General features: G+C 55.6%; 17 protein-coding genes and 1 other RNA gene. 5 read left to right on the top strand and 13 right to left on the bottom strand.

The genetic code is table 11. The annotated features are described in order from the left end of the window. Window positions 1-193 precede the first annotated feature (193 nt). Window positions 194-847 carry an isoprenoid biosynthesis glyoxalase ElbB gene (gene elbB / locus KGP17_RS24155; RefSeq protein WP_021806944.1) on the top strand — a complete coding sequence of 218 codons (654 nt, stop codon included), beginning with the start codon at window positions 194-196 and terminating at the stop codon, window positions 845-847. Then, window positions 844-1575, top strand: coding sequence for a monofunctional biosynthetic peptidoglycan transglycosylase (gene mtgA / locus KGP17_RS24150; RefSeq protein ID WP_059198977.1), 732 nt, complete (start codon window positions 844-846; stop codon window positions 1573-1575). Before elbB ends, mtgA begins: the two co-directional genes overlap by 4 nt. A gap of 55 nt (window positions 1576-1630) precedes the next feature. Here mtgA and dolP read toward each other — a convergent pair whose 3' ends face one another. The 4 genes from dolP to KGP17_RS24130 are packed head-to-tail and all read right to left on the bottom strand — an operon-like array spanning window position 1631 to window position 5221. Further along, window positions 1631-2206: a division/outer membrane stress-associated lipid-binding lipoprotein gene (dolP, locus tag KGP17_RS24145; RefSeq protein ID WP_021180667.1), complete on the bottom strand. Its 576-nt coding sequence runs from the start codon at window positions 2204-2206 to the stop codon at window positions 1631-1633. A gap of 10 nt (window positions 2207-2216) precedes the next feature. Next, window positions 2217-2807, bottom strand: a complete 591-nt coding sequence (diaA, locus tag KGP17_RS24140; RefSeq protein ID WP_021806942.1) for a DnaA initiator-associating protein DiaA — start codon at window positions 2805-2807, stop codon at window positions 2217-2219. 51 nt (window positions 2808-2858) lie between these two features. Next, window positions 2859-3212 (bottom strand): YraN family protein, encoded by a 354-nt coding sequence (locus KGP17_RS24135; RefSeq protein WP_172414006.1) that lies wholly within the window; start codon window positions 3210-3212, stop codon window positions 2859-2861. Further along, window positions 3209-5221, bottom strand: coding sequence for a penicillin-binding protein activator (locus KGP17_RS24130; protein WP_209529539.1), 2013 nt, complete (start codon window positions 5219-5221; stop codon window positions 3209-3211). Before KGP17_RS24130 ends, KGP17_RS24135 begins: the two co-directional genes overlap by 4 nt. A 62-nt stretch (window positions 5222-5283) precedes the next feature. On the opposite strand from KGP17_RS24130, the gene rsmI reads away from it, so the two are divergent. Together rsmI and rnpB are read left to right on the top strand one after the other, a co-directional pair. Next, a complete protein-coding gene (gene rsmI, locus KGP17_RS24125; RefSeq protein ID WP_021180663.1) occupies window positions 5284-6147 on the top strand; it encodes a 16S rRNA (cytidine(1402)-2'-O)-methyltransferase in 864 nt (287 codons plus the stop codon). Window positions 6148-6188: 41 nt separating this feature from the next. After that, window positions 6189-6567, top strand: an RNA gene (gene rnpB / locus KGP17_RS24120) — RNase P RNA component class A. A 54-nt stretch (window positions 6568-6621) separates the two neighbouring features. Here the strand turns inward: rnpB and KGP17_RS24115 are convergent. Next, entirely contained in the window at window positions 6622-7323 is a 702-nt protein-coding gene (locus KGP17_RS24115; RefSeq protein WP_021806939.1) for a pirin family protein, read from the bottom strand. A gap of 107 nt (window positions 7324-7430) precedes the next feature. Between KGP17_RS24115 and KGP17_RS24110 the strand changes: the two genes are divergently transcribed. Then, window positions 7431-8336 carry a LysR family transcriptional regulator gene (locus KGP17_RS24110; RefSeq protein ID WP_021180661.1) on the top strand — a complete coding sequence of 302 codons (906 nt, stop codon included), beginning with the start codon at window positions 7431-7433 and terminating at the stop codon, window positions 8334-8336. A 75-nt stretch (window positions 8337-8411) separates the two neighbouring features. Here the strand turns inward: KGP17_RS24110 and KGP17_RS24105 are convergent, their stop codons facing one another. The 8 genes from KGP17_RS24105 to KGP17_RS24070 all read right to left on the bottom strand — a co-directional run bounded on the left by KGP17_RS24105 (window position 8412) and on the right by KGP17_RS24070 (window position 12950). After that, window positions 8412-9398, bottom strand: a complete 987-nt coding sequence (locus tag KGP17_RS24105) for a glutathione S-transferase family protein (RefSeq protein ID WP_218520250.1) — start codon at window positions 9396-9398, stop codon at window positions 8412-8414. Between the two features lie 76 nt (window positions 9399-9474). Continuing rightward, on the bottom strand, window positions 9475-9870 hold the full coding sequence (locus tag KGP17_RS24100; RefSeq protein ID WP_024528174.1) for a DoxX family protein: 396 nt from the start codon (window positions 9868-9870) through the stop codon (window positions 9475-9477). A gap of 278 nt (window positions 9871-10148) precedes the next feature. After that, complete coding sequence (locus KGP17_RS24095) at window positions 10149-10436, bottom strand: YqjK-like family protein (RefSeq protein WP_209554924.1); 288 nt, start codon at window positions 10434-10436, stop codon at window positions 10149-10151. Then, window positions 10414-10833, bottom strand: coding sequence for a phage holin family protein (locus KGP17_RS24090; protein WP_021180657.1), 420 nt, complete (start codon window positions 10831-10833; stop codon window positions 10414-10416). Before KGP17_RS24090 ends, KGP17_RS24095 begins: the two co-directional genes overlap by 23 nt. Window positions 10834-10835: 2 nt before the next feature. Beyond that, a complete protein-coding gene (locus KGP17_RS24085; protein WP_021180656.1) occupies window positions 10836-11141 on the bottom strand; it encodes a YqjD family protein in 306 nt (101 codons plus the stop codon). Between the two features lie 164 nt (window positions 11142-11305). Beyond that, window positions 11306-11677 carry a DUF1090 domain-containing protein gene (locus KGP17_RS24080; RefSeq protein WP_179252914.1) on the bottom strand — a complete coding sequence of 124 codons (372 nt, stop codon included), beginning with the start codon at window positions 11675-11677 and terminating at the stop codon, window positions 11306-11308. A gap of 227 nt (window positions 11678-11904) precedes the next feature. Beyond that, window positions 11905-12276, bottom strand: coding sequence for an EnvZ/OmpR regulon moderator MzrA (gene mzrA, locus KGP17_RS24075; protein ID WP_037376329.1), 372 nt, complete (start codon window positions 12274-12276; stop codon window positions 11905-11907). Next, the gene (locus KGP17_RS24070) at window positions 12276-12950 is read right to left on the bottom strand and encodes a DedA family protein (RefSeq protein WP_021180653.1); all 675 of its coding nucleotides are present in this window, start codon (window positions 12948-12950) and stop codon (window positions 12276-12278) included. Before KGP17_RS24070 ends, mzrA begins: the two co-directional genes overlap by 1 nt. Window positions 12951-12965: the final 15 nt, after the last annotated feature.

The following is a 12965-nucleotide window of genomic DNA, read 5'->3' as shown; positions in this document are numbered from 1 at the left end:
GAAATCATTAACCTGCGTATTGGTTTTTAGCGTTCTGGTAGAGCAGGTGGTACGAAATTCGTATACATCATACAGCGAACAACATAGCAAATGTAAGCGCTCTTGTTAGAAGAATCATTAAAATATGTGATGTAGTTAGTATTTGTCGCCTCTGGGCCTGCCTTTGCCGGCGGTCCTGGCTGGGAGAATGTCGATGAAACAGGTCGCTGTAGTGCTGAGTGGTTGTGGTGTTTATGACGGGGCAGAAATCCATGAGGCGGTGCTCACCTTGCTGGCTCTGGATCGTGCCGGTGCGCAAGCGGTCTGCTTTGCACCGGATAAGGCACAACTACATGTTATTAATCATTTATCCGGCGAAGAAATGCCAGAGAGTCGCAACGTTTTGCTGGAGTCGGCGCGCATCGCTCGTGGCAAAATTCAGGCGCTTTCACAGGCCGATGCCGAGCAGTTGGATGCCCTGATTGTGCCCGGTGGATTTGGTGCGGCGAAGAATTTGAGCAGCTTTGCCACGCAAGGGGCGGAATGTTCAGTGGATCCCGATTTGTCTAAGCTTATTCTGGAAATGCATAAGAGAAACAAACCAATGGGTTTGATGTGCATTGCGCCCACGCTGTTGCCGAAAGTTCTCGATCAACCGTTGCGATTGACCATTGGTAACGATCCCGATCTGGGGGAAGTGATTGATGCTATGGGCGGTGAGCCGGTGATCTGCCCGGTAGATGACATCGTAGTTGATATTGAAAACAAGGTTGTCACGACCCCGGCCTACATGTTGGCCCAGTCGATCGGCGAGGCAGCGCAGGGAATTGATAAGCTGGTGTCACGAGTGCTGGATCTGGTGGAATGATAAGGTTTTCTCGTAAATCGTGGATTGTTCGCCTGTGGTTTTGGTTTAAACGAGGCGTTCTTGCGGTTATTGGCCTGTGGCTGGTGGGGATCATTCTATTCGCTTTTCTGCCGGTGCCGTTTTCTGCGGTGATGGTGGAGCGGCAGCTCGGTGCCTGGCTGAGTGGGGATTTCGGCTATGTGGCGCATTCCGACTGGGTAGCGATGGACGATATTGCCCCCTCGATGGCGCTGGCGGTGATGGCGGCAGAGGATCAGAAATTCCCCGATCACTGGGGGTTTGACGTGGCGGCTATTGAAAAGGCGATCAGCCATAATGAAAAACGGCCAACGCGCATCCGTGGTGCTTCTACCCTTTCCCAGCAAACGGCAAAGAACCTGTTTTTGTGGGATGGGCGCAGCTGGCTGCGCAAGGGGCTGGAGGTTGGGCTAACGGCAGGTATTGAGCTGGTATGGACCAAACGGCGTATTTTGACGGTGTACTTGAATATCGTCGAGTTTGGTGACGGTATCTTTGGCGTGGAAGCGGCGGCTCAGCACTTTTTCCACAAGCCGGCAAGCCGTCTGACGGCCTCGGAAGCGGCCCTGCTGGCGGCGGTGCTGCCTAATCCACATCGTTTCAAGGCCGGTGCCCCTTCGGGGTACGTGATCCAGCGCCAACAGTGGATTATGCGTCAGATGCGCCAGTTGGGTGGCGAAGGATTTCTCAAGGCGAACGATCTGAAGTGATCGTGATACAGGGTCTATGGGGTATCTGGATCACCCCAAGACCCGACTCACGAGATTATTTAACGTAGGTAAACGCCGTTGTCACGTGCTTCACGCCGCTAACCTGGCTGGCGATCTGCGCCGCAGACTGGCCTTCCTGCTGTGTCACCAAACCTAGCAAGAACACTTCGCCATTTTCGGTAGTGACCTTCACGTTTGAAGATTTGACGGTATCGCTGGTCAGGATCTGCGAACGCACCTTGGTGGTGATCCAGGTATCGGAAGAGGCGGTGCCCAGGCTGACCGGCGTGCCCTGGCGAATTTCGTTATACACCTCAGCGGCACCATCGACGCCAAGTGCGATCTGTTTCGCCCGGCTGGCGAGCTCGGTGGTAGGAGCCTGGCCGGTCAGCAGCACTTTGCCCTGATAGGCGGTGGCTACGACACGGGCTTCTTTCTTCAGTTGCTGATCTTTGCTGATGGCATTTTCGACCCGGGCTTCCAACGTGCCGTCATCGACCTGTGTGCCTACGGTGCGTGGATCGGTCGCCGTTTTGGTGGCAACCGCGGCGCTGCCAACGACAACGCCCGCGACGCAACCCTGCAACAGTAGGGCGCTGAACAGCACTGCAAATGTGGCTCTTAGCTTCATCTCAGTTCCTTTAATCGTCCTGGTGGGGGAACAATGTGTTATCAATCAGGTCGCATAGGCAATTGACGGTAAGCATATGCATCTCCTGAATGCGTGCACTGCGGTGAGAGGGGATACGTATCTCCACATCCTGCTGGCCGAGTAAACCCGCCAACTCTCCGCCATCGTAGCCGGTAAGCGCAACAATGGTCATATCACGCGTTACCGCAGCTTCGACCGCTTTTACAATATCACGGCTATTGCCGCGGGTGGAAATCGCCAGCAGTACGTCACCGGTGTGGCCGAGTGCCCGCACCTGTTTGGCATACATTTCATCATGCAGACGATCGTTGCCGATGGCGGTCAGCACCACGTTATCGGCGTTTAGCGCGATCGCGGGCAGGCTGGGGCGTTCGGTTTCAAAGCGGTTGATCATGCAGGCGGCAAAATGCTGAGCGTTAGCCGCCGAAGTGCCGTTGCCACAGCACAGGATCTTGTTGCCGTTCAATAACGATTGAACCAGGGTCATCGCGGCACGGGATATCGCGTCAGGTAAGGCTTCCGCCGCCGCAATCTGGGTTTGGATACTCTCGGTAAAACAGACTTTGATTCTATCCAGCACGTTGTTTTAATCCACTAGGTCAAAGGGCCGGCATACACCGGTCAACAGGGTTTAATCCGCATTGAAGGCATTGGGTATCCATTCTAACTGGCTACCGGTAATGGCTAAAACATCAAAACGGCAAGATGATGTGTCAAAACTGGCTCCTCGCCCTGCCAGCCAAACGGCGGCGGCATGCAGCAATCGCCGTTGCTTGCGGTAAGTCACGCTGGCCGCTGCGTCACCAAAGGCGGCGTTGCGGCGGTAGCGGACTTCGACGAATACCCAGGTTTGACCATCACGCATGATGAGATCGAGCTCACCCCCACGTACCACCACGTTGGCGGCGGTGAAGGTAAGCCCCGCGCGCTCCAGGTATTGGCGGGCCTGGAACTCATAGCCCGCCCCCTTGGCGCGTTGACTCAGGAGACCGGAACGACCGAGCCCTGGCGGTATTGCAGCCAAGTTAGTTTCCTGGTGATCACACAGTTAGGTGAAGATGTCAGCACACCGGTGGTGCCTGAAATCTGGAATCCTGGCAACTGGCGCATTTGAGCAAAGTGGTTGGCCAATGTCCAGGCATCCATCCCCATGGCGTAGAGGCGCACCAGGGAATAGTCGTTACGGAATTTGGCGGTGGCTTGCTGCTGCAACTGTGGATTGGCCCCTGCCAGCAGAGGAATATCACTGAATTGCAGGCCTTCCATTTCCAGACGGAAGTCCGGGCCAGCACCGGCCTGATAGCTGCGTGAACTGGCAAACATGGCAGGTTTGCTACGAGAGCTGGTGGTCATGTCGATCATCGGCTTGATCAGCGTCAGCTGGTCCTGCGTGGCGACAATATACACCGAGTCCACGCCACCGCCGGTAGAGGCCGGGATATCGCTTGGTGGCGCTGGAATAGTCAGACCAGCGATAGTAACCGACTGCTGCGCCGGAGCCTGTGAGGCCACCGGGGTGCCGCTCATGCGAATGCCGCCGCTGTTGACCATCTGGCGTAGCTCACCGGCAGAACCGATCCCTTGCTGCAGCACGGTCTGGCCGCCGAGTTTCTGCCACTCTTCGGTGAAGGCTTTGGCAATGCGATCGCCAAACGAGCCGCGTGGCAGCAGCAGTAACGGCTGGCGTTTTTGCTGTTCCCAGATATGGCGGGCGGCGTCACGGGCTTCATCTTCCGGTGACAGGGCGAAGTAACAGATATTCGGGCTGTCCTTCGGTTGCTCAGGCTGGTTGAGTGCCAACACGTTCAACGTCGTCGAGGTAGTGGCGAGTTGATCGACTTCGGCCTTCAATAGCGGGCCCACGACCAGGGTAGCGCCATCCTGCTGGGCTTGAGCCAACAACGCTGGCAGAGGCTGACTGGTGGTGTCGTAGACCTTCACCTGCCCGCCGGTTGCCGGGGCTGGAGTGACGGGTACCGGAGCAGGAGTAGCGGGTTGTACTGCGGCTACCTGAGTTGTATCCGCCGCAGGGGCTGAAGTGCTTACGGCACCGTTGGCATTGTCTGGCGTTGCTGCCGCGGTCTGGTCAGGGTTATTGGTCGGCTGCATTGCCTGAACGGGCGCAGTGAGTGCGATGCCACTTTGCGCAGCGTTAAAGCCCTGCTGGATCGCATCGGCAAACACCTTGGCCTGGCCGTTCAGCGGCAGCAGCAGGGCGATATGCGAAGTCGAAGCCTGGGTGAAATTCAGCACCTGATTCAACTGCGTTGGCAGGCTTTTCGCCGCCGGATTTTGCGGATAGCGGTTCTGCCAGTCTTTGATCCCGGCCTTCAGCAGATCGGGATCCTGACGGTTGTCCTGATAGACTCGTAACAGATCCAGCCAACCTTGCAGCACGTTTTCGTTGGCGTTAATCACCAGGCTGTTCATGTCGGCCGGCTTCAGGCCAAGCAGCGTTTGCCAGGTTTTATCCAGGTTATCCTGATGAGCCTGGCCGCTTAGTAACGGCTCCTGGGCAATATAGGCACGGATCAGCGGCAGTGAGGCTTGGCCCTGATTTGCCGCGATCTGCGCCTGATACAGGCGAACCAGTTGATTTGGTGACAGCGCGCTGCTGTCGATGTTATTCAGCGCATCGCGGGCTGCGCTCAAATTCTTGTTGGCCACCTGCAGTTCTGCGCTCAATAGCTGGCGCTCAAGCTGTTGTGTAGCCGTCAGGTTTTGCGGCAGGGTGCTCAGTTGCTCGTTGGCCTGTGGCAGTTTGCCTTCGCGAGTTAATGCGCGAATCGCAAGTAATTGCCAGTCAGCCTTGTTATCATCGCTGCTTTGCTGCAACTGTTGCAGATAGTAATCAGAGTTGGCACTGGCTTCGTCCTGGATATTTGAGGGCGGAGTTTGTGGAACCTGACTTGGACAACCAGCTAACAGCAAGGCTGCCAGTACAACAGGTACTAATCGCCCTGCTTTGGTACGAAGGAATGTTGAGGAAAGCATACTGTATCCAGTGATGTTTTTTTCAAGATGCTCAATATTAAATCGGCAATCCGGATGAAACAATGAATCAACACCAACAATCAGCTATTTCTGCATCGACACTGTACGTGGTGCCCACCCCCATCGGTAACCTGGGGGATATGACTCATCGGGCCATAGAGGTACTGAAAAGCGTCGATCTGATTGCGGCGGAAGATACGCGCCATACCGGGTTGCTGCTGCAACACTTTGCTATTAGCGCGCGGTTGTTTGCGCTGCACGACCATAACGAACAGCAGAAGGCGGACCAACTGCTGGCAAAACTGCAGGAAGGCCAAAGCATAGCACTGGTGAGTGACGCAGGCACGCCACTGATTAACGATCCGGGTTATCACCTGGTGCGCCGTTGCCGCGAAGCGGGGATCCGCGTCGTGCCGCTGCCGGGTGCTTGTGCTGCCACCACCGCGCTGTGTGCCGCCGGTGTGGCTTCCGATCGTTTCTGCTACGAAGGCTTCCTGCCAGCCAAAACCAAAGGCCGTAAGGATACCCTGCTGGCGCTGGCAGAGGAACCGCGAACGCTGATTTTCTACGAATCAACCCACCGTTTGCTGGAAAGTTTGCAGGACATGGTCACCGTGTGGGGGCCACAGCGCTACGTGGTGCTGGCGCGTGAACTGACCAAAACCTGGGAATCGATTCACGGTGCCCCGGTGGGGGAACTGCTGGCCTGGGTGCTGGAAGATGAGATGCGCCGGCGGGGGGAGATGGTGCTGATTGTGGAAGGGCACAAGGCGCAGGAGGACGATTTGCCGCTCGAAGCGCTGCGTACCCTGGCTCTGCTGCAAAAAGAGCTGCCGTTGAAAAAGGCGGCGGCGTTAACCGCAGAGATCCACGGCGTGAAGAAAAATGCGCTGTATAAACATGCGCTAGAGCAGCAGGAACAGTAAAGCGGTTGACCTGCTGGCGCAGCAACGCTACTATCCGCGCCGGAGTTGACCAGACAGTCGCCGCTTCATTGCCGTCCTCTTCGGGGGAGACAGATGGAGGGGAGGAAAGTCCGGGCTCCATAGGGCAGGGTGCCAGGTAACGCCTGGGAGGCGCAAGCCTACGACTAGTGCAACAGAGAGCAAACCGCCGATGGCCCGCGCAAGCGGGATCAGGTAAGGGTGAAAGGGTGCGGTAAGAGCGCACCGCGCGGCTGGCAACAGTCCGTGGCACGGTAAACTCCACCCGGAGCAAGGCCAAATAGGGGTTCGCATGGTACGGCCCGTACTGAACCCGGGTAGGCTGCTTGAGCCAGTGAGCGATTGCTGGCCTAGAGGAATGACTGTCCACGACAGAACCCGGCTTACCGGTCAGCTCCCTCTATACAGATAACCCCGCGTGACGAGAGTCGCGCGGGGTTTTTCTTTATCTGTACCCTACACCGGCAAATCAATCAGCAGCGCACGTAGCGGCGCTTCGGCCTGGATGGTGAGACGGTTTTCCTCGCGGATAAACGCACCGTCTCCACAGGTCAGGCGCTGGCTCTGGTGATGGTCGCCATTGACCTCAACGGTACCGTGGATCGATTGCAGGTAGGCACGTGGCCCATGCAGAGTAAGCGTCTGCCGTGCTCCCGCCGGTAAGTTCAAATGATGTATCCAGACCTGTTGGCGCAGTTGCAGGCTGCCTTGGGCACCATCTGGTGAGGCCAGTAGCGTATAGGGCTGATCTGGCAGGCTCAAACGCTGCACACGTTCGTTACTGCGCTCCGGACAGGCATCCAGCCACAGCTGCATCCGGGTCAGTGGCGTGCTGCTGCTGACGTTCTGTTCGCTATAGCTAAGCCCCGGTTGCGTAGCCAGCAATAACGCCTCTCCTGCACCTGCGCGTACGGTATTGCCGTCGCTGTCCCGGTATTCGGCTTCACCTTGCAGGATCAGATTCAGGATATCTACGTTGGGATAGGTGCGTGGCTGGAAGGCGGCACCCGGTGCCAATACCTCTTGATTCAGTACCCGCAGCGACGCATAGCCCATCAGTTTGGGATCGAAGTAGTGGCCAAAGGAAAAGGTATAACGAGCCTGCAGCCAACCAAAGTCAGCTTGCCCGCATTGTTGTGCTGTTCTGCATGTGATCATGGCAATCGGCTCTCTAATTTCATTCTCTTGATGGTAAGCATCTGGACGGCGGATTGTTAGCCAGTTAATCTGGTCGGTATATTCAAATTTCCTGATAGAGAGTTTCGATGGCCAGAGATCGGGCGTTAACGCTTGAAGCGCTTAGGGTTATGGATGCGATCGACCGCCGTGGCAGCTTTGCCGCCGCCGCCGATGAACTGGGGCGAGTGCCTTCGGCGCTCAGCTACACCATGCAAAAATTGGAAGAAGAACTGGATGTGGTGCTGTTTGACCGATCCGGGCATCGCACCAAATTTACCAACGTTGGCCGCATGCTGCTTGAGCGTGGCCGCGTACTGCTCGAGGCGGCGGACAAGCTGACGACAGATGCAGAAGCATTGGCGCGGGGGTGGGAAACCCATCTCACCATCGTCAGCGAAGCGCTATCTCCTGCCTATAAGCTGTTCCCTTTGGTCGATAAGCTGGCGCTGAAAGCCAATACTCAGGTTTCGATTTTTACAGAAGTGTTGGCCGGGGCATGGGAGCGGCTGGAGCAAGGGCGGGCCGATATCGTTATTGCGCCGGATATGCACTTTCGCGCCTCTTCTGAAATCAACACCCGCAAGCTGTATAAGGTGATGAGCGTGTACGTTGCCGCACCGGAACATCCGATCCACCTGGAGCCGGAGCCGCTGTCGGAGCTGACGCGGGTGAAATACCGTGGCATTGCGGTGGCGGATACCGCGCGGGAGCGGCCAGTGTTGACGGTGCAATTGCTGGATAAACAGCAGCGCCTGACGGTGAGCACCATCGAAGATAAGCGCCGCGCTTTGCTGGCTGGGCTGGGAGTGGCCACCATGCCTTATCAGATGGTGGAGAAGGATATCGAGCAGGGGCGTTTACGTGTGGTGGGGCCGGAATATAGCCGTGAGGCAGACATTATCATGGCCTGGCGGCGCGACAGTATGGGCGAGGCTAAATCCTGGTTCCTACGCGAAATCCCGCGTCTGTTTGCACGCGAGGAGAATCAGTAACTTCTTCGCATTTTCGCCTTGTGTGAGTCAGGGGAACTGCGATTGCCGGCTCCCCTGACTCGCAGCAATCTGCAATCAACCAAAACGTACATCGCGCCCGTGGGGTTCATCCAGATCCTGCGCGGGGCCGATCGAAATGATCCCGTGGGGGTTGATGGTGGCATGGCTGCGATAATAGTGGTTGCGGATATGCGCCATATCCACCGTTTCGGCAATCCCCGGCATCTGGTAGATATCGCGCAGGAAGCCGTACAGGTTGAGATAGTCGCTGATGCGGCGCTGGTCGCATTTGAAATGAGTGACGTAGACCGGATCGAAACGGATCAGTGTAGTCCACAGGCGGAGATCGGCCTCGGTAAGTCGATCGCCGGTCAGATAACGGTGCTGGCCGAGGATCTGCTCCAACTGCTCCAAAGAGGCAAACACGCCGTTCACCGCTTCGTCATAGGCCTCCTGGCTGGTAGCAAAACCGGCCTTGTACACCCCGTTGTTCACCGAATCGTAAATCCAGCCGTTGAGCGAATCGATCTTTTCACGCAGCTCTGCCGGATAGTAATCTCCAGCTCGTGCGCCGACGGCGTCGAAAGCGCTGTTGAACATGCGGATGATATCGGCAGACTCATTGCTGACGATGGTCTGTTGCTGTTTATCCCACAGCACTGGCACGGTAACGCGGCCACTGTACTGCGGATCGGCCCGTAGATAGAGCTGATAAAGAAAATCGGAGTGATACAGCGCATCACCGGTTGCAGCAGGGAAATCCTGGCCGAAGGTCCAGCCGTTTTCCAACATCAATGGATGTACCACGGAAATCGGAATGATTTGCTCCACTCCCTTCAGCTTGCGCATCAGCAGAGTACGATGTGCCCAAGGGCAAGCCAGGGAAACGTACAGATGGTAGCGATCTTGCTCGGCTTTAAAACCTGCCTTGCCATGTTCTCCCGCAGCGCCGTCCGGCGTGACCCAATTGCGAAACTGAGAGGTTGAACGTTTGAAACGGCCCCCGGTGGATTTGGTGTCATACCAGGTGTCTTGCCAAACGCCATCAACGAGTTGTCCCATGAGATCCTCCAATGTGTCTGAGAGAAAAAGTCAAAAGGCCCGGCGTTGAGCCGAGCCTTTCGTCGATACTATAAGCTTACCACTTTTTGTTCAAAATGCGGTCAATGCTGAAGCCGCCAGGGCCTGCAACCGCCAGCACGATGAAGCCACCGGCAATGGTCAGGTTTTTCATAAACATCAGCTGGTTCACGCCTTCGGCAAAGTTGGTGTGGAACAGCAGAGCGGTCAGAATGGTGAAACCGGCCGTGAACAGCGCCACGGTACGGGTCAGGAAGCCGAACAGGATTGCCAGGCCACCGCCGAACTCCAGCAGGATGGTCAGTGGCAACAAGAAGCCAGGTACGCCCATCGACTGCATGTATTGTTGGGTGCCAGCATAGGCATCACCCATTTTGCCGTAACCTGCAACGATAAACAGGATTGGCATCAGAATACGAGCAACCAGCAAACCTGCATCTTCTAATTTCTTCATCATTAACTCCAAAAAGTGTTGTTGCTTGCCAATCTTGGCATTGATACCGCCAGGGGGCCTGTAGCCGCCATGTCCGGTTGATGGAGTGAATGTTAGACGGGAATGCTGCGGGTTGTTAGCAAGTAAAACTGTCGTATTTTTTCAAAAAATCTGAATATTAAAAAATCGATAAAAGTAGTTATAAATCATTTAATTAACGATTGTTAAGGCATGCTTGGATAAAATCCACGTAAATAAAAGGGATTACCAACGGGATAATTGAACCTGTTACGGCGCGGTTATTTTTTGGGAAGGGTGTTACGGATCAGACGAACGGTGCCCCAGACGCTGAGCGCCCGCCGTGACCAGCGGATCAATTTGCTAGGATGGCGTATGCCGTACAGCGCAATCACGCTGGAGCCAATAGCCATATATTTACGCAGCCCATATAAGGTCTGCCAGCTGCGATCAAAGGATTCGGTCTTTTGCAGCCACTGGCTTTTGTTGGCGGCCAGATCCAGACGTTGTTGCTGGATCTGCCGGATGAGTTGCTCTTTTTTGCGTTCACGGTACTGGCGGCGATTCATGTTTCTCCTCCAGTTCAGCACGGTCGAGTTCCAATTGCTGACGTGTTGCCCCTAACAGTGTCGAACGGCGAGCCTTGGACAGTGTCCAGACAAGCCCCACAACGGCCAGGAACAGCAGAACGGCGGTAGTGGTGCCCAACGCCATCAGGCGATAAGCGGGGTCGATGGCCCAGAAGATGAGGATTAACAGGCTCATCAGGCCGAATGCGGTAAACAGCAGGGTAAGCCCCGCCATCATCAGCAACTGAATGAGGTTGGCTTTCTCCTCTTCCAGCTCGATAACGGCCAGACGCACCCGGGTTTCCACCATGCCGACCATAATGGTGACAATCCGTTGGGCGATATCCAGGACCCCTTTACCGGGGCCCTGAGCGCGCGTTTGCGGCTGCTCTGCCATAATCAGCGGCGCGCGAGCAGAACGCCTAACACCACGCCAACCGCGGCGCCGATACCGATACCGGTCCACGGGTTTTCACGCACGTAATCATCGGCCTGGCCAGCCATCTGCTTGGTTTGGTGAGCCAGTTTGTCACCAGCATCGCTCAGACGGGCACGGGTTTCTTTCAGTGCGCCTTCTGCTTTGGAGCGCAGTTTGTCCAGTTCAGCTTTAGGTTTATCGGTGGAAGAGTTCAGCACTTCTTCCAGCGTATCGGCCAGGGACTTCAGTTCAGCGCGTAAATTTTCTGCATGTGAATCATGTGCCATTTCGATAACTCCTTAACATTAACTTCGACAGACTTTTAACATAGCGGATTTATTCACTTAAGCAAAGGGCTTATCCCCGGTGGATATCACTAACCAATGTCATTATAGGCTGGTAAAATCCCGCCAGATGGGGCTCTTAGCGATAAATCCGCTAATATAAAAAATTATTCGGCCTGCGCGGCTTTCAGCTCAGCCTGAGCTTCTGCCAGCTTTCTCTGTTTGTTGGCGATTTTATCTGCCTTGCCGGTTTCCTGAGCCTCTTTCAGCTCCTGCTCACGCTCGGCCACTTTCTCCTGCTTATCAGCAATCTTCTTCTGGCGATCGGCTTGTAAACCGGACTCGGTGCAGTGGGTTTGTACTTCGCTCAGGGCTTTTTGCAGGCCTGCCACGCGGTGGCTGTTACCGTGCTTAGTGGCATAATCGATCTGGGTCTGGATCTCCTGGGCTTTGCTGGCACAAGTCTCGGTCGCTGCCTGTGAAAGCGCAGAAAAAGTGAACAGGGGAATAGCCAGTAACAAAGTGTGGCGTAATTTCATGATTTCAATTCCTTAATGCTGGGAGATAACAAGGATGCTCCCGGTTTCCTGCTGCCCAAGGGGCAGTGCGATAGGTGGCCTACGCCGCTGACCCATGCAGACAAACAGCATAGTCATAAATTGCGTAGAACCCCAAAAGTTGAGACTGCCGGTATTTCTCATTCGGCTCAATGTGAAGGGGCGCTGTATGCCGCGCCCGCTAAGGCAATCCCTGCAATGTGAAGGGATTATCCCAGATCAAGTGGCGTACGTGCAAATTTACGCACCCAGCGGCCGGGGAAAGGAGACTCGTTCAGGGCAATGGTATAACCGGGGGGCAGGATGTTTTCCAGGGCTTCGCGGGCCAGCAACTGTTGCTCAGGGGAATCCAGACGGATCACAAGGCCATCGCCCTCAGGCGTAATGCTTTTGATGCGGATACCGCGTTCATCCAGGCGCTGATAGACGTAAAAACCATCTGGCAACGATAGACCCTGCTGAGCCGCATGAATACGCAGCTCGTTTTCCGTACGTAAAATGTATGGCGCCAGCACGGCGGCCAATGCCAGCAATAGCAATGAAAGCAGCAGTGCGTATTGCCAGCGGGGGCGTTTGGCTATCACGCGTCTTTCCCTGCACGGTCGGCGCGCTTTTTACGCCACAGTACTACCAGAGAACCGACTAGCCCGGCGACCAATAGCACCAGTGGCAGCATCATCAGGCCGAACATCAACTGGTCTTCATACTTGCGGAACATCGGGGTTTTCCCGAGGGCAAAACCGACCGATACCAGGATCAGAACCCACAGCAGGCCGCTCATCCAGTTAAAGAACTGGAAGCGTGCGTTGCTCAAACCAGACAACCCGGCAATGGTAGGCAACAGCGTACGGACGAAAGCCAGGAAACGGCCAACCAGCAGGGCCGACAGGCCATGACGGTGGAACAACTGGTGGGCACGCTGATGGTAATGGGCCGGTAGATGAGCTAGCCAACCCTGTACCGTAGGCGTATTGCCTAGCCATCGGCCTTGTATGTAGCTAACCCAGCACCCCAGGCTGGCTGCGGTGGTCAGGATAAGAATGGTCACCGGGAAATTCATGGTGCCTTTGGCGACCAGGACGCCGACCAGGATCAGCAGGCTATCACCCGGCAGGAAGGCGGCGGGCAGCAGGCCATTTTCCAGAAATAAAATCATAAACAGCAAGACGTACAGCGTCCAGACCAACGAGGGGTTGGCCAGCGTTTCAAAGTCTTGCTGCCATAAGGCATCCAATAGTTGCTTAATGATATCCATCCGGTGTTCCTAAAA

It is taken from the genome of Serratia sp. JSRIV001 (assembly GCF_019968745.1).
Lineage (GTDB): Bacteria > Pseudomonadota > Gammaproteobacteria > Enterobacterales > Enterobacteriaceae > Chania > Chania fonticola_B.
This window is presented reverse-complemented; position numbering and strand designations above follow the sequence as displayed.